At 58.7% G+C, this 18,065-nt stretch carries 17 protein-coding genes; all 17 read right to left on the bottom strand.

Translation table 11 applies throughout. From position 1 onward, the window contains the following. Positions 1 to 46: 46 nt before the first annotated feature. Entirely contained in the window at positions 47 to 1,177 is a 1,131-nt protein-coding gene (locus tag ACKUTP_RS07535; protein WP_409063976.1) for a M24 family metallopeptidase, read from the bottom strand. A 132-nt stretch (positions 1,178 to 1,309) separates the two neighbouring features. After that, positions 1,310 to 2,419, bottom strand: coding sequence for a hypothetical protein (locus tag ACKUTP_RS07530; RefSeq protein WP_409063975.1), 1,110 nt, complete (start codon positions 2,417 to 2,419; stop codon positions 1,310 to 1,312). Beyond that, on the bottom strand, positions 2,416 to 2,949 hold the full coding sequence (locus ACKUTP_RS07525) for a shikimate kinase (protein WP_006233986.1): 534 nt from the start codon (positions 2,947 to 2,949) through the stop codon (positions 2,416 to 2,418). Before ACKUTP_RS07525 ends, ACKUTP_RS07530 begins: the two co-directional genes overlap by 4 nt. Positions 2,950 to 2,957: 8 nt before the next feature. Beyond that, the gene (locus ACKUTP_RS07520) at positions 2,958 to 3,455 is read right to left on the bottom strand and encodes a YqeG family HAD IIIA-type phosphatase (protein ID WP_409063974.1); all 498 of its coding nucleotides are present in this window, start codon (positions 3,453 to 3,455) and stop codon (positions 2,958 to 2,960) included. Position 3,456: 1 nt separating this feature from the next. Next, positions 3,457 to 4,890: an endolytic transglycosylase MltG gene (mltG, locus tag ACKUTP_RS07515; protein WP_409063973.1), complete on the bottom strand. Its 1,434-nt coding sequence runs from the start codon at positions 4,888 to 4,890 to the stop codon at positions 3,457 to 3,459. After that, positions 4,883 to 5,311: a Holliday junction resolvase RuvX gene (gene ruvX / locus ACKUTP_RS07510; protein WP_329737985.1), complete on the bottom strand. Its 429-nt coding sequence runs from the start codon at positions 5,309 to 5,311 to the stop codon at positions 4,883 to 4,885. The genes mltG and ruvX overlap by 8 nt, the downstream gene beginning before the upstream one ends. Before the next feature lie 17 nt (positions 5,312 to 5,328). Further along, positions 5,329 to 7,986: an alanine--tRNA ligase gene (alaS, locus tag ACKUTP_RS07505; RefSeq protein ID WP_368136759.1), complete on the bottom strand. Its 2,658-nt coding sequence runs from the start codon at positions 7,984 to 7,986 to the stop codon at positions 5,329 to 5,331. A 440-nt stretch (positions 7,987 to 8,426) separates the two neighbouring features. After that, complete coding sequence (locus ACKUTP_RS07500; protein ID WP_409063972.1) at positions 8,427 to 9,839, bottom strand: AI-2E family transporter; 1,413 nt, start codon at positions 9,837 to 9,839, stop codon at positions 8,427 to 8,429. Next, entirely contained in the window at positions 9,836 to 10,627 is a 792-nt protein-coding gene (locus tag ACKUTP_RS07495; protein WP_022094589.1) for an RNA polymerase sigma factor SigF, read from the bottom strand. The genes ACKUTP_RS07500 and ACKUTP_RS07495 overlap by 4 nt, the downstream gene beginning before the upstream one ends. A gap of 1 nt (position 10,628) precedes the next feature. Next, positions 10,629 to 11,006 carry a hypothetical protein gene (locus ACKUTP_RS07490; protein WP_022094590.1) on the bottom strand — a complete coding sequence of 126 codons (378 nt, stop codon included), beginning with the start codon at positions 11,004 to 11,006 and terminating at the stop codon, positions 10,629 to 10,631. Next, a complete protein-coding gene (locus ACKUTP_RS07485; RefSeq protein WP_161160184.1) occupies positions 10,999 to 11,589 on the bottom strand; it encodes a hypothetical protein in 591 nt (196 codons plus the stop codon). Before ACKUTP_RS07485 ends, ACKUTP_RS07490 begins: the two co-directional genes overlap by 8 nt. 100 nt (positions 11,590 to 11,689) lie before the next feature. Further along, a complete protein-coding gene (locus ACKUTP_RS07480) occupies positions 11,690 to 13,039 on the bottom strand; it encodes a replication-associated recombination protein A (protein ID WP_409063971.1) in 1,350 nt (449 codons plus the stop codon). A gap of 60 nt (positions 13,040 to 13,099) precedes the next feature. Then, the gene (locus ACKUTP_RS07475; protein ID WP_250787094.1) at positions 13,100 to 14,347 is read right to left on the bottom strand and encodes a deoxyguanosinetriphosphate triphosphohydrolase family protein; all 1,248 of its coding nucleotides are present in this window, start codon (positions 14,345 to 14,347) and stop codon (positions 13,100 to 13,102) included. 31 nt (positions 14,348 to 14,378) lie between these two features. Further along, positions 14,379 to 14,801 carry a prepilin peptidase gene (locus ACKUTP_RS07470; protein ID WP_161144951.1) on the bottom strand — a complete coding sequence of 141 codons (423 nt, stop codon included), beginning with the start codon at positions 14,799 to 14,801 and terminating at the stop codon, positions 14,379 to 14,381. 81 nt (positions 14,802 to 14,882) lie between these two features. Continuing rightward, the gene (locus ACKUTP_RS07465; RefSeq protein ID WP_022094595.1) at positions 14,883 to 16,178 is read right to left on the bottom strand and encodes a glycosyltransferase family 2 protein; all 1,296 of its coding nucleotides are present in this window, start codon (positions 16,176 to 16,178) and stop codon (positions 14,883 to 14,885) included. Between the two features lie 82 nt (positions 16,179 to 16,260). Then, a complete protein-coding gene (locus ACKUTP_RS07460) occupies positions 16,261 to 17,274 on the bottom strand; it encodes an RluA family pseudouridine synthase (protein WP_161115827.1) in 1,014 nt (337 codons plus the stop codon). Continuing rightward, the gene (gene lspA, locus ACKUTP_RS07455; RefSeq protein WP_409064225.1) at positions 17,274 to 17,855 is read right to left on the bottom strand and encodes a signal peptidase II; all 582 of its coding nucleotides are present in this window, start codon (positions 17,853 to 17,855) and stop codon (positions 17,274 to 17,276) included. Before lspA ends, ACKUTP_RS07460 begins: the two co-directional genes overlap by 1 nt. Between the last annotated feature and the right edge of the window lie 210 nt (positions 17,856 to 18,065).

Here is an 18,065-nt window from a genome sequence, read left to right as displayed (position 1 = left end):
TCCGAATTGCTCCGGACGCCCCGCCCCAAAAATCTATCGAAATGGTCTAGCAATCGATGACGTACAGGTCGTGCGGGGTCTTGGTGAAGGGCTCATATCCGTTCTCGGTGACGACGCCGTAGTCCTCCAGGCGCACGCCGCCCACACCGGGCAGGTAGACGCCGGGCTCCATGGTAATAACCGAGCCGACCTCAATGATGTTCTTGCTACGGTTGAAGTTGGGCAGCTCGTGGATGTCGATGCCCACGCCGTGGCCCAAACCATGGTTGTAGTAATCGCCATAGCCGGCATCGCCGATGATCTTCTTGGAGAGCTTGAAGATGTCGTTGCCCTCGACGCCCGGATGAATGGCGGCGACGCACTCCTCGTGCGTACGGCGCACGAGCGCGTACAGGTCAAGCTGCTCCTGCGTGGGCTCGCCCATCACAACAGTGCGTGTCATGTCGGAGCGGTAATCACAGTAGCCCGCGCCGTAGTCCATCAGGACGAAGTCGCCCTTCTCGATCACGCGATCGCTCGGCACGGCATGCGGGTTGGCGGTGTTGGGACCGCTCGCCACGATGGAGCCAAAAGCCAAGCTGTCGGCGCCGTTGGCGAACATAAAGTTCTCGAGCTCGTTGCGAACCTGCTTCTCGGTCATGCCGGGCTTAATAAAGCCGAGCATGTGCTGGAAGGCGGCGTCGGTGATCGACTGCGCATGGCGCATGAGCTCAATCTCCTCGGCGTCCTTGATGGCGCGCATCTTACGGATGTCGTCATGCATCAGCGGCAGCATGCAGGCGACGGAACGATCCTCCAGGCCACGTTGGATGCCCTGGTAGAAGTTAATCTGCATGTCATCCTCGACAGCGCAGACGCGGCACCTATTGGCCGCGATCTTGCCGGCGACCCAGCCGGGAATGGTGCCCTCGTCCATGTCGTAGACCCAGGGGCTGCCGGCGGGCGTGTTCTCCTCAAAGCTGTTGAGGTAGCGCGAGTCGGTGTGGAACAGGCACTGGTCAGCCGTAATAAACGCAGCGTGCGGGAACTCGAAGGTGTAGTCGAAGACGCCCTTCACGCCCGTAAGCCAACGAAGGTTGGCCTCGTCGCGCACCACGATGGCGTCGTAGCCACGCTCGGCCATCAGGGCACGGACACGCTCGATACGACCGGCAGGACCGGCAGCAAACTCAGACATGCAGATTCCTTTCTTGTTGTCTCTATATAGACGGAACGGGTCTCAACCGAACGACGGAATCGCATGCGATCCGCAACCGATTGAAAACCCGCCCCTCAACATGATACGAAAGACGATGGAAGTCAATAAATCTTAGAGAAGTTCTTTGCGAGAAGCCAAGTAGGCATGAGCATGGCGCTCAAGAACCTCGTCCTCGACGCTCGTTAGACGAATGGCGCCGAGTGCCGCGGGCAGCGGCAACATACTGCGGTTCGAGCGGGCGAACTGCTGCCTGCGGAACTCCTCGATAAACGCGGTGGGCTCCAGGTCGAAGGCAAGTTCCTCGATGCCAAAGTCCTCCAGGCAGTCATCGACCTCAAAGACGTAATCGATATCAAAGTCGCAGGCATCATGTGCTAGGCGCGCCTCAAAGCGCATGCCCTCGGATAACAGCTGATAGGCAGGGACCTGCGAAGCGGCATCGCCCAAGCAGGCGCGCAGGGTACGCTCCCCCGTCTTGCCAAAATCGAGCGCATGGCGAGCGCTCGGGTTCGTGGCCATCAGTACGTCCTTACGGGCAGTCTGAGACCATTGAACGGCATTGACGAGCGCGACCTCCTCGCCCGCGAGAATCTCGGGGACGGTCTCAGTAAACTGATTCCAGCGGGACTTACTGCTCGAAAGCATGGTGCCAACAAGCACCACAAAGCCGAGCTTGAGGTCCTCGGGGTCCGCCTCGCGAACAAGGTCGAGGTCACACACGACCAAGCCCGGTTCGGGACGGAACGCGATAGCGGGAAGCGCATTGGCAGACGAGGCGACGAGCGGCTTCATGGTCGTCGCGACCGTAAGCATGGCGTCGAAGGTCGTCGGCAACAGCGCGCACTCGGTTCGGCCGCACCACTGGTTGGCGCACCAGCTAACAACCGAGCAGGTTGCGGCATCGCCAACGGCGACAACCAGATCGTCGCAGGTAACGGCGTTGGCAGACAGGGCGCCAAAGATAGCATCAGCATCGGCCAGCGTGGCACCAGCAGGCGAAACCTCGAGGACTAGCGGCGACACGGCAAAACCGGCGTCGACCAGCGCATGCTCGACGACCTCACCAAAACGCTCGGATGTGGCGTCGTTCCAAACCACCATCGCGCGCTTAGGCTTGCCCACAGCCGAGGAAAACATGCGCGACAGCTCATCGAACGCGCCCAATCCGACGCGGACATCGACACTGCGGTTTTGGAAATTGATCAGTTGACGGCGAATCATAGCAGCCCACGCTCCAAAAGCATCTCGGCACAAAGGTAGGAAACGTCCTCGAAGGACTTGTTGCGAATATCAAGGGTAAGGTCGGCGGCTTGGCGATACAGCGGACGGCGATGCTCAAACAGGCGCGCGGCATGCTCGGGCGAGCGGAAATCGGGGCGCGTGTCGGACCGACGAATCTGGCGAATCGAATCCTCGAAGTCGCCCTCGAGGTACACGCACGTACCCATTTCGTGCATCAGCTCAATATTCACCGGCGTCTCGACAATGCCGCCCCCGCACGAAACCAACAGGCTGCGCTCACTTTGGAGCGAACGGAGCGCCGAGGTCTCGAGCTCGCGAAAACGATCCTCGCCCTCGGTCTCAAAAATCTCGGTTACCGACTTGCCGCAACGACGCACGACCAGACGGTCGGTATCGATAAAACGCCGCTTGAACATAGTGCCGACGTTGCGCGCGAGCGTCGATTTGCCCGCGCCCAAAAAGCCGATAAAGAAGATATGGTCGCAGCCGTGTTTGGTGTGCTGGGACATAGCGAGACCTATTCCTCGCAGGGAAGGTCACGCAGGGCCCGGCGCTCAAAGATACGGAAAATCTGCGTATACCACAGGTCCTGCGTCGCCTGCGGCTTTACCAGGATGGTATCGACGCCGGCGAAGTTGCCGCTCCACACGTCCGTGTAGAGTTGATCACCGATCAGCACCGTCTCGTCGGCCGAGGCGCCGAGGCGCTTAAGGCCCGCCTTGAGGGCAAACGGCGCCGGCTTCATGGCGTGGCTGATGGCCTCGAGTCCCAGCTCGCGCGCAGAGCTCATGACCTGGTCGCGATGCCAGTTGTTGGACACCATGCACAGCTTAAAGCCTTTGGCGCGGGCGGCGTCGAGCCAAGCGGAAACCGCGGCGGGAACCTGCTCGGTGTCGCGCGGCACCAAGGTGTTATCGCGATCGAGCAGAATGGCGCGCTTGCCGTCGGCCCACAGGGTATTAAGGTCGATGCGATCGACCGAGGCAACGTATCGTTTGGGGCTAAAAATCCTCATGCTAATTCCAAGACTGTTGATGCTCTTCGTAGGTTTGCGAGAAGTACTCCTCGTCCTGCGTAATGTAGAAATACAGGTCCTCGGAGTCGGTCGGCTCAAGCGTGGCCTTGAGTGCCTCGAGCGACGGAGAGCAGATGGGCGTGGGCGGCAGACCCTCGTGTTTATAGGTGTTATACGGACTATCGCTCTGCAGGTCGTCGGCGGTAACCTCGCCACCGGTGACATACATCATGGTCGCATCGCTGTTGAGATAGCGCAGACCGTCGAGCTTGCCGGCAAGGCGGTTGTAGAAGACCGAGGCCACGTGCGCACGTTGATCGGCGTTGAGGCCCTCGCGCTCAACGATAGAGGCCAAGTTGACGATGTCGTAGTCGGACATCTCCACGCCGTAGCGTTCCTTGATCTTGGCTTCGCAGCTCGCAAAGTCAAGCGACTTGTACTCGGTCTTAAACTGATCGAGCATGGCGCGAATCACGTCATCGGCCGTCGGCGAATCGCCCAGCGAATAGGTCTTGGGGAACAAGAAACCCTCGAGCGAATCGTTGGCGGCGCCCTTAAGGAAGCTATAGTCGTCAACGTAGTTGGAGGCCTTGGCCTGGTTGAGGAAGTCTTCCTTAGAGATGCTGTCGTAGGCCTGGGCCACACGGTCGGCGACTTGATCGACCGTTAGGCCCTCAGGGATAGTCAGCGCATTGGAGCCCGCGTTGGGGCCTTCCATGAGCTGCTGAACAACCTTGGTCGCATCCATGAGTGTGGTGAACGAATAATCACCAGGCTTGAGCGACATATCGGCGTTGAGCTTTTTCACCGCCGCATAATAATCCTTGGGATTTTCGACGATATGATTCTCGGAGAGAATCGAAGCGATGCTGTCACCCGAGGCACCATCGGGAATCGTGATAGTAACCTGCTGGCCTGCAACGACTTTCGCACCCTCACCGCCAAAGAAGCCCTTGACGGCTGGCACGACAAAGAAAACGATCGCGACAAGCGCAAGCACGGCAACAACGCCACCGATAATCATAGGCACCGGGGAGCTTTTCTTTTGAGCACCGCGACGAGCATGCGTGTTGTAGCTCGAGCGGGTCGCCGGAGCAACGCCATGCGAACCGCGAGCGTGATGCGAATGCGATTGAGGGGCCTGAGTTCGCTGGGTAGGTGCCTGCTGCTTAAAGCGGGTACCGCCTGCAGGCTGGGCCGTACGAGCAGTGGGCTGTTGAGCCGCGTGAGAAGCCGAATGCTGAACCGAACGAGCAGAAGGCTGCTGACCCGTCCGTTGAACAGGTTGGGCCGAATGAGAGAAGGACTGCACCGAGCGCGCGGCAGACTGAGCTGCGCGCTGCGTCGGCTGTGCCGGACGCTGGCCAGGCTGGGCAGGGCGCGACGCCGGCTGCCGTGTACGATTCTGCTGGCGCGGATCGGAAGCGCTAGACATGCGAAACCTCCTCGTTTTTACGATCGAGCCACGTCTGCAAAAACAGGCTGGCGGCAATCATGTCGATCTTGCCCCTCATCTGCTTTTCGTTGAGGCCCTGCTCGCGCAGGATACGCTTGGCCTCTTGCGAAGACAGGCGTTCGTCCTCAAACTCCAGCGGAAGATCGAGCTCGTCGGCAATCTTTTGCGCCACGGCGGCAACGCGCTCGGCCTGGGGGCCGGGCTCACCGGCCATGGTCAGGGGGCGTCCGCTTACCAGGATGTCGGGCTCATAGTCCTCAACCAGGTAGCGGAACGTCTTGGCCATACCGGTGACCTCGGCAGCCGGAAGCACCTTGACAGGCATCGCCATCTTGCCATCACGGCTCGAGACGGCGATGCCAATCCTGGTCTCCCCTATGTCCAGCGCGAGCGCAACCACAGCGACTTCTTAGATTCTTAGGCGCCGAGCGCGGTCTTAGCGGCCGCGAGGGCATCGGCGATGCCGGCAGCATTCTTGCCACCGGCCTGGGCCATGTTGGGACGACCGCCACCGCGACCGTCGACCAGACCCGCGATCTGCTTGATCACGTTACCGGCGTGGAAACCGGCCTTGACGGCGTCATCGGAGCCGGCAGCGAGCAGGGCCGGAGTGCCCTTCTCAGTCACGCTGGCGACGACACAAGCGACAGGGCCGGCGACCTTCTGATGCACGGTATCCCATACGTTGCGCAGGTCGGCAGCCTCAAGGCCCTGGAGCTCAGCGACAACGAGCTTATAGCCGTCGAGCTCGACGGCGCCCTCGATGGCGCTGGAGATGGCGTCGGAGGAACCACCGGTCAGAGCCTTTTTGAGCTTGTTGGACGTCTCGCGCAGCTCAGCCTGCAGGTTCTCCACGCGGGCGGGAACCTCGTCGACGCGGCACTTGAGCGCAGCGGCGGCGGCGTCAACGAGCGCCAGGCGGTCGGCCATGTAGTCGAGGGCACCCTTAGAGGTCACGGCCTCGATACGGCGGACATTGGAGCCCGTGGAGGACTCGGAAATGATCTTGAACAGACCAATCTCTGCGGTATTGGCGGCATGGGTGCCACCACAGAGCTCGCGGGAGAACGGCTGGTCCTCGGCGCCCACGGAGACGACGCGGACGACATCGCCGTACTTCTCTCCAAACAGAGCGACAGCGCCGGCAGCCTTAGCCTCGTCGATGCCCATGACACGGGTCACGACCGGCTTGGAAGCGAAGATCTGCTGGTTGACCAGGTCCTCGACAGCCTTGAGCTGCTCGGAGGACAGGGCCTCGAAGTGCGTGAAGTCAAAGCGTAGGTGCTCGGGCGTCACCAGCGAGCCGGCCTGGGAGACGTGCTCGCCCAGGACCTGCTTAAGGGCAGCGTCGAGCAGGTGCGTGGCGGTGTGGTTGCGGCGCAGGAAGCCACGGCGCTCGGCGTCGAGCGCGGCGGTAACAGCGGCACCGACAGCCAGCGTGCCCTCGGCAACGTGCGCGACGTGGGCATACAGGCCGTTGTGGTTCTTGGTGTCGGCAACGGTCAGAACAACGCCCTCGGCGGAAAGCTTGCCGGCATCGCCCTGCTGGCCACCCATCTCGGCATAGAACGGGGTGCGGTCGAGCACAACCTCGACATCCTCGCCGGCGGCAGCGGACTCGACGGACTCGCCGTTGCGCACGATGGCGACAACCTTGGCGCCCTCGATCACATCGTTGTCATAGCCGTCGAACTCGGTCGCTGCGACCTTGTCCGAAAGCTCGACCCACACGTCGTTGAAGCTGCCCCAGGCGTCGCCCTTGGCATTGGCGCGGGCGCGGGCCTTCTGGTCCTCCATGCAGGCAGTGAAGCCGTCCATATCGACGTCGTGGCCAGCGGTGCCGGCGATCTCGACGGTCAGATCGATGGGGAAACCAAAGGTGTCGTGCAGTTTAAAGGCGACATCGCCCGGAAGCACGGCGCCCTCGGCAAGCGCTGCCAGGGCCTCGTCCAGATAGACGCGGCCGTTGTCGAGCGTCGTGGAGAAGCGCTCCTCCTCGGAGGCGACGATACCCTTGACGAGCGCGACATTCTTGAGCAGCTCGGGATAAGCCTCACCCATCTGAGCGTTAACCTCGTCGATGAACTTGGTCAGGAAGGCGCCCTCGATGCCCAGCAGGCGACCGTGGAACACGGCACGACGGAGCAGGCGGCGAAGGACGTACTCGCGACCCTCGTTACCGGGAAGGATGCCGTCCGAGATCATAAAGTCGACGGCACGGGAGTGGTCGGCGATGATACGCAGGGAGCGGCTGGCGCCAGAGTAATCGTCGGCGTCATAGGTCTTGCCGCTAATCTTCTCGCCCAGCTTGATGAGGTGCTGCATCAGATCGCCGTCGTAGTTGGCGGTCTTGTGCTGCATGATGGCGGCCATGCGCTCCAGGCCCATGCCCGTATCGAGGTTGCGGTGCGGCAGCTCCGGCATGGAGCCGTCCTCCTGGCGGTCGTACTGGGTAAAGACGAGGTTCCAGAACTCCAGGAAGCGGTCGCAGTCGCAGCCAGGCTTGCAGTCGGGGCTGCCGCAGCCGACCTCCTCGCCCATGTCAAAGTAGATCTCTGAGCACGGACCGCAGGGACCGGTGGGGCCAGCGGCCCAGAAGTTATCGTCCTCGCCCAGGCGGGAGATGTGGTCCTCAGCAACGCCCAGAGAACGCCACACGTCGTGGGTCTCGTCGTCCTCGGTAAAGACGGTGAAGTACAGGCGGTCGAGCGGCAGCTTGAACTCCTTGGTGATGAGCTCAAAGGCCCAGGCGCAAGCCTGCTGCTTGGAGACGCCGCCAAAGGAGAAGTCGCCGAGCATCTCAAAGAAGGACAGGTGACGGCCGTCCTCGCCGATGCAATCGATGTCGTTGGTGCGGACGCACTTCTGGCAGGAGATAGCGCCGATCTCCTTCATGGTCTTCTTGCCCTGGTAGTACTCCTTAAACTGGTTCATGCCGGCGTTGGCAAGCAGCAGCGAAGGATCGTCAGGGACGAGGGACGAAGAAGGATAGAGCTTAAGACCGCGCTCCTCAAAGAAGTTGAGGAACTTGGAGCGAATCTCGGCCGTAGTCATTGACGGGTAGTCAGCACTCATAGAGGGAATCTCCTCGGTTTCACATCGAAACAGTTCAAACGTAACGATATTACCATCCCGCCGCGCCTGTGCAAAAAAGAGGGTCGCCAAACAGCGACCCTCCAGCGAAAGTGCACGTTATTTAGTACTGCGCGATCCTTTGAAAAAGGACTGCTGTATAATTGCATATAAGATTCACCCGGAAGGAGCGATCGATGAAAAGCAAACGATTTGTCCTGAATGCACTTCTGGTTGTAGCACTTTTAGCGCTCTTAGCCTTCTCATGCTGGTACGCAAACCAACCATCATTTGGATACGTATTGTATACAGTAATGTCCGGCGATAAGGCTTATTACACTCTACGCGCAATTGACGTTCTCTTTTTCTATGTAGCCGGCCCCTTATCAATCGCTTTGGTCGCGTTTCTTGTCATTTACAACTTCAAGAAACGTTAATAGAACCTATTTAGAATCCGAATCGTCCATGGAGCCGTCGATGCCGGTTTTGGTTTCGTCGTTCATATTGAAATCGTCGTCTTTGGCGAAGGGATTCTTGAAAAAGCCCGTAGCATCGGGCTGAAGGCCCGAGAGCTTCATCCAGGGATTATCGAGCTCGGGTTTGGGCATGGCCTGGGCCTCGGGCGCGGTCTCGTTGCCGATGAGCTCGGACTCGTAGATGAAGGTGTCGTCGCCGAGCGCGTCGTAGGCGGCGACCGGGTTGCCATCGGCATCGCGGTACGGTGTGCCCTTAAACACGGCGCCGTCATAGGCCACAAGCTGGCGGCCGGTCTCATTCTCGAAGTAGTACACGAAGATACCCTTGAGGGCCGCACATAGCGGGATGGCAATAATCATGCCGATGGGGCCCATGAGTGCCGAGCCAATAACGAGCGCCGTGAGGCTCATGATGGGATGCACCTGCACCGAGCTCTGCATAACCTTAGGCGAAATCACGTTATCGGTGACGTTTTGCGCGACCATCGTCACGATGAGCGTCCATAACGCCAACATGGGACTGAACATGAAGCCGAGTACCGTGGCGATTGCTGCGCTCACCCAGGGACCGACGACCGGAACCAAATGCATGATGCCGGTAAAGATAGCCATGAGCGCCGCATACGGATGACCGATGATCAAAAAACCGATAAAGGCGAGGAAACCACCGCAGATGGACGTCACGACCATACCGCGCATGTAGCCGCCGACAGAGCGAGAAAGGATGGCGACCATAAAGCGGTACGAGGTCTCCTTCTCCTGACCGATGATGGTGCAAATCTCGTGATGCATGCGAGGGTAGTCGCAGGCCATCCAGTAGGCAAGCACCAGACCAAGGAAGATCACGAACAACTGCGAGGCCGTATTGGTGATGAGCGGGAACACACCGCGACCAAGCTCGGCAGCAATCTGAGACACATACTTCGATGCCACGGTAACCAGGGACGAAAGATTATCGTCCAAATACTCCTTGAGCGGCGTGTTGTTGAGCGTCTTGGCATGCGAGATCATCTCATTGAGATCGCCACCCGCAACACGAAGCTGCTCGGGCAGGCGGCTCAGGACTTCCATGATCTGACCAAAGAGAATCGGCGACAAGATGCAAACGACACCGACGAGCACGGCAACAACAACAATAAGCGCGATAAGCGAACCGATGCCGCGATTCATGCCATGGTGCTCGAGCCAGTTGGTGATCGGGGACATCACAAAAGCAATGATGGAGCCGACGGCAAGAAACTCAATAACCGGTGCCAGGATGCCCATAAGGTTAAAGATGACAGCAGCAATAACAATGCAGCCGACAACAGCCCAAATGCGCAGCGTCAGAATGCGGGTGTCGCGCAGCACGCGATCGGTTTGTTGGGGGTGCTCACTCATGAACGAATCATCACTCCGTCGGGGTCGATCTTGTCCTGAATCTTCTTAAGCGTGCGGCGCAGCAGACGCGAAACCTGTACCTGAGAAATACCCAGCTTCTTGGCGATCTCGATCTGGGTCATGCCCTTCACAAAGCGCAGCTCAATCACCTCGCGCTCGCGCGGCGAGAAATCACGGATGGCTTCCTCGATCACTAGGCGGTCATCGGTAAAGTCGAGCTCGTTGTCGTCGTCGGCGTAACGGTCGAGAATCGAGGGGGCATCGTCCGAATCGGACGCACCAGGAGCCTCGATGGGCACCGAGGTATAGGCCGAAGACGATTCCATGGCCTCCAGCACCTCATCGACCGTCACGTCCAAGTACTCAGCGATTTCCTCAACCTTAGGCGAGCGCTGTAGCTCGTTGGTGAGCTTATCGGTAGCCTGGTTGACCTTGGCCGAGAGCTCCTGCAAGCGACGGGGCACGCGCACGCTCCAGCCCTTGTCGCGGAAGTGACGCTTAATCTCGCCCAAGATGGTAGGCGTGGCAAACGTGGTGAACTCGAGTCCGCGCTCAGGGTCAAAGCGGTCGATAGCCTTGAGCAGGCCCAAATAACCAACCTGCATCAGGTCATCGAGCGGCTCGCCGCGGTTCTTAAACTTGTTGGCAAGAAACCTTACCAGGTTCATGTGGGACATGACGAGCTGCTCGCGTGCGTCCGGGTCACCGGTCTCTTTATAGCGACGAAACAGCTCGCGGGTTTTCTCCTTGTCCCAAGCGGTCTTACCGCTCCGGGAACGTTCGGTCATATTAGATATCCGCCTTGAGGTCGAGGGAAAGCGTCAGGGGCGCCGCAGTCTTTTCGTAGGAGTCGCACACGCTCGCCAAAATGAGCTCGGCATACACAGCGGCCTGGTCATCCTCGTCGACGGTGGCCTGGTCGCCAAAGGTAAAGGTCATGCCAACGTGAGATTCGTCGACATCGAATTTGATCGAGATGTCATCGGAATCAACAGCCGTGCAGCCGAAAATAAATGCTTCCTCGGCAGCCATACGAATGTCCTCGATGCGATCGACGGACATGGAGCAGAGCGCACCGACATTTGCCGCCGTCATGCGCACAAGGCGCGCCAGACGCGGGTCGCCGGCAACGGTCAGCGTAATGGGGCAAGTTGCTTCGCTACTCATCGCAGGACTCCTCAGAGGTCTCGGCGGGCGTGTAGGTGTAATACTGGGCTGCTTTAGCAGCAGGCTTCTGTGCATCATTGTCACCAGCAGCGACATCGTCCCCGGCTTCGCCAATCAGGACACGCTCGGTCGGCTGCTCGGCTTCTTCGGCAGCGGAAAGCTTGCACTCAGCGTCGGCCGCGGGAGCCTTCACCTTGTTAAAGAGTTTCTGCACGGCACCTGCCGCAGAATCAGTCACGCTCGACACAGCATTGCTGGCCTCGGCCATGCTACCGGTGACCTCAGAAATGTCGCGAACCACGGCTTCGACCTCTACGAGATTGGAGGTAAGGGCATCAACTGCCGTCTTGCTCGACTTAAGCAGCGGCTCCATCTGGGCAAGCGCCGGCGTAAGCTCATCGACAGCGCCATCGAGCTTTGCCACCACAGGCTGAGCCTCGGCGATGGTGTTGTTGAGGTCGTTAACGGTCTTATCGAGCGAGTCGACAACGGTGCGGGTCTTGCGCAGGGTAAGCGCGAGCTCAACGATGGCCCACACGCCGGCAACAGCGAGCAGCAGCAGGGCGATTTGAATGGGACTCATACAAGCCTCCCAAAGGAATCGATATACAGACGGTTTCCATGGTACCCCAAAGGGGACCGAACATGCCATGAGCAGCAACGTGGGACAAAATTATCAGCAGCTACTTCGGTGCATTCCCGCTGCGGTCGCGTTCACTTTGCTCTACGCGCCATTCTTCCCAACCGCGGCCGGCAGGCTGCCAAAATGCACCGCGTTCCAAGCCTTCGGGCAAATAGCGCTGATCGACCCAGCCTTCGGGATAATCGTGCGGATACTTATACACACCGTATTCATCGCTGCCCGGGCGATGGCGATCGCGCAGGTAGCTGGGCACCTCGCGAAGACCACTGCTGTGGATATCGGCTAGCGCCGCATCGATCGAGGCCTCGCACGCATTGGACTTGGGCGCCAAGCACACATAGAGCGCAGCTTGTGCAAGGTTAATGCGACATTCAGGATAGCCAATAACTTCAGCAGATTTAAAGGCAGCATGCGCCACCAAAAGCGCCTGCGGGTCGGCGTTGCCAACATCCTCAGAAGCGTGAATCATAATGCGGCGAGCGATAAACTTAGGATTCTCCCCAGCATCGATCATGCGCGCGAGCCAATAGATCGTGGCATCGGGGTCGCTACCGCGCATAGACTTAATAAACGCACTGATGATGTCGTAGTGCATGTCGCCGTTTTTGTCATACGTAAAGCCGCGACGCGGGTTGGCGATCTTCACGTCATCCACGGTGATGGGATAGCGCTCCCCCGCCGCAGGCGCTGGCGTTCCCTCGGTATCGGGACGCGTGACGGCAATCTCGCTCGCAAGCTCAAGCGTCGTGAGCGCCGAGCGAGCGTCACCCGCTGCCAGCGTGCAAATGGTCTTGACCGTATCCTCATCGGCCGAGAACTTACCGTTCAAACCCTGCGGTGCCTCAAGCGCACGTTCAATAAGCGTGGCGATATCCTCATCCTTCAGATGCTCAAGCTCCACGACGCGACCACGTGAGAGCAGTGCCGAGTTGACCTCGAAGTACGGGTTCTCTGTCGTAGCGCCAATCATAATGACGGTACGGTTCTCAACTGCATGCAGCAAGGCATCCTGCTGCGACTTAGAGAAGCGGTGAATCTCATCGATGAATAGAATGGTGCGGCGGTCGTACGTATTCAGGCGCGTCTTGGCCTCATCAATCACACGACGCAGGTCCTTCACGGTACCCGTGACGGCGCTGACCTCGACAAACTCGCTCTTGGTATGGTTGGCGATAATGTGGGCCAGCGTCGTCTTGCCCGTACCGGCAGGCCCGTACAGAATCACGCTCGAAAGCACGTCGTGCTCGATCGCGGCACGCAGCCATGAACCCTTACCGACGGCCTTTTGCTGGCCCACGTACTCGTCGAGCGAATTGGGGCGCATGCGCACCGCAAGCGGCGCATTCTGAAAGGAACGCTCGCGCGTCGAAGCAGAAAAAAGGTCGTCCATAGCCATCCCGTGTATCAATCAAAAACGTTTTCCACTAACAGTATACCGAATTTATACGAACTACCGTTCGTTAATATAGGTACGGTGCGGAAACTTCAATCCCGGAAACAGCTTGCTCGTGAGCTCGCAGAAATAACCGTCCGTCATGCTCGCAATGTAATCCACGACCGCCTGGTCCTTATCGTTCTGCCAGGCATAGGCGCGATCGTAGTAGGAAAGCTGCTGCTCGATGCGAGAAATGTGGTGCTTAAAGATATACGAAGACTCGTCACCTTCGTTTATATCCTGCAGGCAACGATCGTAAAGCTTTTCGAAGGCTTCGCGCAGCTCCACCTCGGAATCGCCTTCGATACCGCCCTTGCTATAGATCTTCTCGTAGTTCTCGCGCTTGGCTCGGCGGATTTCCTCAAACAGGTCCTCGCTCATCTCGATGCGCGGCTTACCATAGCTGTGCTCAACGATATCGATGGAGGCATGCGTGAGGATCCAACTGTTGTAGGCACCGCCCCGGCCATCATCAAAAGCGTCGGGTGACAGCAGGCCCGCCGCGATCGCATCCTGACGGTCACGACCGACGTAGGCAAGAATATCCGAGATGCGAACGACGCAGCCCTCGAGCGTCATGGGACGCAGATGCCCAATTGCGCTATAGCCCGTGGCAATGCAATCCTCAACCGTCTGGTCAAACTGGTCAAAGGAGCTCATGTCCGAGAGCTCAAACACACGCTGCTCGTACTCGCCGTTATGGCATAGCACGCCGTCGAGCGTCTGGAGCGACACGTTGCGGCCGTACAGTGTGTCGAGCACGCGGACCGACTGCACGTTATGGAAAAAATAACGCCCCGTACGCTCATGATAGATATCGTTGAGGAAGCGCTCGCCGGCATGGCCGAAAGGCGTGTGTCCCAAGTCGTGACCCAGGCCAATCGCCTCGATCAGATCGCAATTGAGCCCCAGGGCGCGACCGATATCGCGCGCAATGCGCGAGACAAGCTGCACGTGCAAACCGCGGCGTGACAGATCGTCATTGCTACGGAAGCTAAAGACCTGCGTTTTGCCTGCATAACGGGTGTACGCCGGAAGATGAAGTATCTTTTCGGTATCGCGCATAAACGCCGGACGCATAAGCGTGCCTTTGTCGGCGGCGCGATCAATACGACGAATGACCTGATCGTCGTTGCAACGATACGGGTTGACATAGCCCGAAGCACGATCGGCGGCAATGCGCTCGACAAGTTCGGGCGACAACGCTGAGGGAATACGGTCCATGCGCGCCTTAATGACGGCCGTTTCTTGATTAGATTCCATGGCATGCTCCTTAAGAAGGATGCGCAATCGGTTACAAAGTGCAGCCCACGACCTCGATTATGGCAAAAATCGGCACTAAAAACGGGAGCAATGGCAGGGAGCGCGATTTTGTGAAGAGGCAGGAAAGGGCCAGAGCCAGGAGTGCGACGGCAAATGCCACGATGCCACCCATAGGGTCGAGCGTGCAAAGCGCGAAGAGCGCCTTGGCATCCCCCATGCCGATGCCCGGGATTTGGCGAAGACGACGCCAGAGGGACTCAGTCAGCACGAGAGCAAGATACACAATGACGGCAAGACCCGCGTGGTCAAGCGCTGTGTTAACGCCTTTGTCGAGCCAAACGCCCACTAACGCCGTCACCGCACACGCACCGGCAAGTTCATTGGGAAAACGTCGCTGACGGGCATCAATCGCCGCGCCGGCAAAGATGCAAATCCAAAACGGGATATAAAACATCGAGTACCTCCTCGAGCTGCATCGCAAAAGCAAAAACCACCACAAAGGTGCCTGTCCCCTTTGCGGTGGTTTTGGTGGTGGTTATTTGGCGCCTTGCATGACCTCGTCGAGGGTGACGTTTACGGCATGCTGGGTAGGAACCCAGTCGACCTTCAGGAACAGCGCGGCCACCGTGATGGGGATATAGCTGAACATAAAGATCGGGAAGGTAAACAGGTTAGTCACCAGGCGCCACTTTTGCGCGCAGTGAATATGCTTGTACTCAAAGATAGTCGTGAGCAGCGCCAGGATAAAGAACGTCTGATACATCATGGCGAAGGTCATAATGAGCGAAGCGGCGCACGCCTGCATCTCGACTTCGGTTGCCAAGAAACCATGCGAAAGGCCACCCACAATCAAGAACGTCGCATTAGCGAGCATCGAGATCAGCGATAGCAGCATACCCGGGGCGATCGTCATGAACATGTCGTAGGCGGCAAAGCGATGATAGCGGAACGTCGACTTGACCAGATGCTTACCGTAGGTAAAGAACACCTGGTAAAAGCCCTTGGTCCAGCGCATGCGCTGTTTCCAGGACGCCTTAAACGTCACGGGCTGTTCGTCAAAGAACTCCGCCGGCGCATAACCGATGCGAATGCCGTGAATGGCGCAGAACGTGGTGAACTGAATATCCTCAGTCAGCGTATGGAACTGCCAACCGTGCATGCCCTCGATAACGCTGGCGGAGATGAGGTAGCCCGACCCCGAGACGGCACAAGACGTCTTACAGATATTGCGCGCGTTGTTGAGGAAGCGCGCCTCGCGTAGATACCACGTGGCATTAGCAGCCGAGATCCACGAGCTGCCGAAGTTCTTGGAATTGCGATAGCTCGTGACCACATGGAAGCCCTGGTCAAAGGCATCGTTCATCTTGGACACGTAATCGCGGGAGATAACGTTGTCGGCATCGAAGATAAAGTAGCCCTCAAACGTGTCGGGATACTCGTTGAGAATGCGATCGAAACCAAAGTCCATGACCCAGCTCTTGCCCTTTCGGGCCAGGTCATTGCGCTCGTAAACAATGGCACCGGCCTCGCGTGCGAGCTGCGCGGTGTTGTCGGTGCAGGCGTCGGCAACGACAAAGACCTCGATAAGCTCGGACGGATAGTCCTGGTCCTTGATGGAGCGTACGAGATTGGCAATTACGGCTTCCTCGTTATGCGCCGCGATAAAAAAGGCATAGCGATGGAGTTTTTTGGCCTTGGGAGGCGCGACCTCGCCACGAAGAGCGCCAATGACAAAGAAGACCACCTGGTACAGAAAGCAGACCGTGAGCAGCGTGACGACAATCTGGTTGAAGATCACGATGGGTGTGTTGGTTTGTAAAAAGGCGAGCATGCAGGCTCCCAGCAACGTGTAACGTAAACAATCGTATATCTTACCGCAGGCTTACCGAGTTCAAGAAACCACCTAATACTGGCTAGGCTTCGAGAAGACCGAGCTGCGGAACGATGTCGTCGCCGGCGGCAGTGCGACCAAGCGAACGCGGGGCCAGATCGTCCAGAACCGCGGCAAGATCCCACGGCAGCTCATCACGGCACTCAATGCGCTTCCCCGTTACGGGATGATCGAACGCAACGCGCCAAGAATGCAGGAACTGCCTGGTCAGGCCCTGATCGGCACGCGCATCGCACTTGCCGTAGAGCGGATCGCCCACGCAGGCGTGGTTGATATGGCGCATATGCACGCGAATCTGATGTGTGCGGCCCGTAAACAGGTGGCACTCAACGAGCGTATAGCCGTCGTCAAAACGCGTGGAATCAAAGCGCTCGAGGACCTTAAAGGTCGTAATGGCCTGACGGGCAAAGGGGTCATCCGAAACCGCCATCTTCACGCGGTCGCGCGTGGAACGGGCAATACCGGTGTTGATAGTGCCCTCGTCCATGGCGATGTGACCGTGAACGAGCGTGATATAGCGACGGTCGAGCGTGCGCGTGCGGATGAGATTCTGAAGCGCGCGCTGGGTGTCGTCGTCTTTTGCCGCGAGCATAAGGCCCGAGGTATCGCGATCCAGGCGATGCACGATGCCGGGGCGGTCCTCACCCTGCACAGTACCAAGATGATCGATGCCGCAGTGGTAGACCAGAGCGTTCGCAAGGGTGCCGCTCTCGTGGCCATGGGCGGGATGGCACACCAGGCCCCGCTGCTTGGAGAGCACGATAAGGTAGTCGTCCTCGTAGCGGATATCGAGGGGAATGGCCTCGGGAATCACGTCGGTCGGGTCGTGCGGCTCGGGCAAGTCGACCGAGATGCGATCGCCGGCGCGTACGGCGTACTTTTTAGAGAGACAAGTCTCACCGTTGACGGCAACGGCGCCTCCCTCGATCAGATGCGCGCAGGCAGAGCGCGTGGGACAGCCATCGTTGGCGCCCAAATAGGCGTCAAGACGCTGACCAGCGGAATCGTCAGCAACAAGAATATGGATGTCGGCCATTAACGCTCATTCCTTTCGCGAATCTTGCGGGCACGCTCCCCACGCTGCTTGGCTTTGCGCTTAGCGCGGGCCTCATCACGGGCATTGAGCTCGGCAGTCGCATCAACCTCGCGGGCCGCGGGACTCAAGAACATGTAGCCGAAGAGGGCGAGCACAACGCCCACGGTAATGCCGATATCGGCCACATTGAAGACGGGAAAGTCGATGAAGGTGGTGGCAATAAAATCGGTCACAAAGCCAAAAGTCAGACGGTCGATCGCGTTGCCAATGGCGCCGCCCGCGACCATAGCCATGCCCACCACCTCCAAGCGAGCAAGCTGGGGCGCGCGAAGCAAGTACACGGCAATAGCGATAATGACCGCCAACGCCAGCACGGCAAACGCGATGCCATGCCCCTCGCCCATGCTAAAGGCAGCGCCAATATTGCGGACAAACAGGAAGTCGATCACGCCGGGGATGACGGTCACATGCAGTGCATCGCCCATGGCACGAACCCCAAGCTTGGTCAACTGGTCAACAAGCAGCACAACGAGCGCCACCCCGCCAGCAACACCCAACCGCCAACGCAAAGGCGGCGTCATATCCGCACTACGACCCAAAGAAATCCCCTACCCTCAAGAACGTCAAATAACGTTTAACGCAAAGCAATATCTTATATTGACCAGCAACGAAATAGCCGATGATTCGTTACCGACAGCGAAAACCCGCCAGAGCGAGCAAGGTGCCTTGAAGCAAGGCGGCATAGATCTTTTGATCATGCCGCCGAAGCTGAAAGGCAGATTGCCGCTCTG

It is taken from the genome of Collinsella sp. wc0529 (assembly GCF_046116875.1).
In the GTDB taxonomy this organism is placed as follows: domain Bacteria; phylum Actinomycetota; class Coriobacteriia; order Coriobacteriales; family Coriobacteriaceae; genus Collinsella.
This window is presented reverse-complemented; position numbering and strand designations above follow the sequence as displayed.

Excerpts from the sequence above, each read along its gene's own strand:
- ACKUTP_RS07535 (WP_409063976.1), bottom strand. The coding sequence starts at position 1,177 with ATGTCTGAGTTTGCTGCCGGTCCTGCCGGTCGTATCGAGCGTGTCCGT.
- ACKUTP_RS07530 (WP_409063975.1), bottom strand. The coding sequence starts at position 2,419 with ATGATTCGCCGTCAACTGATCAATTTCCAAAACCGCAGTGTCGATGTC.
- ACKUTP_RS07525 (WP_006233986.1), bottom strand. The coding sequence starts at position 2,949 with ATGTCCCAGCACACCAAACACGGCTGCGACCATATCTTCTTTATCGGC.
- ACKUTP_RS07520 (WP_409063974.1), bottom strand. The coding sequence starts at position 3,455 with ATGAGGATTTTTAGCCCCAAACGATACGTTGCCTCGGTCGATCGCATC.
- mltG (WP_409063973.1), bottom strand. The coding sequence starts at position 4,890 with ATGTCTAGCGCTTCCGATCCGCGCCAGCAGAATCGTACACGGCAGCCG.
- alaS (WP_368136759.1), bottom strand. The coding sequence starts at position 7,986 with ATGAGTGCTGACTACCCGTCAATGACTACGGCCGAGATTCGCTCCAAG.
- ACKUTP_RS07500 (WP_409063972.1), bottom strand. The coding sequence starts at position 9,839 with ATGAGTGAGCACCCCCAACAAACCGATCGCGTGCTGCGCGACACCCGC.
- ACKUTP_RS07495 (WP_022094589.1), bottom strand. The coding sequence starts at position 10,627 with ATGACCGAACGTTCCCGGAGCGGTAAGACCGCTTGGGACAAGGAGAAA.
- ACKUTP_RS07490 (WP_022094590.1), bottom strand. The coding sequence starts at position 11,006 with ATGAGTAGCGAAGCAACTTGCCCCATTACGCTGACCGTTGCCGGCGAC.
- ACKUTP_RS07485 (WP_161160184.1), bottom strand. The coding sequence starts at position 11,589 with ATGAGTCCCATTCAAATCGCCCTGCTGCTGCTCGCTGTTGCCGGCGTG.
- ACKUTP_RS07480 (WP_409063971.1), bottom strand. The coding sequence starts at position 13,039 with ATGGACGACCTTTTTTCTGCTTCGACGCGCGAGCGTTCCTTTCAGAAT.
- ACKUTP_RS07475 (WP_250787094.1), bottom strand. The coding sequence starts at position 14,347 with ATGGAATCTAATCAAGAAACGGCCGTCATTAAGGCGCGCATGGACCGT.
- ACKUTP_RS07470 (WP_161144951.1), bottom strand. The coding sequence starts at position 14,801 with ATGTTTTATATCCCGTTTTGGATTTGCATCTTTGCCGGCGCGGCGATT.
- ACKUTP_RS07465 (WP_022094595.1), bottom strand. The coding sequence starts at position 16,178 with ATGCTCGCCTTTTTACAAACCAACACACCCATCGTGATCTTCAACCAG.
- ACKUTP_RS07460 (WP_161115827.1), bottom strand. The coding sequence starts at position 17,274 with ATGGCCGACATCCATATTCTTGTTGCTGACGATTCCGCTGGTCAGCGT.
- lspA (WP_409064225.1), bottom strand. The coding sequence starts at position 17,855 with ATGACGCCGCCTTTGCGTTGGCGGTTGGGTGTTGCTGGCGGGGTGGCG.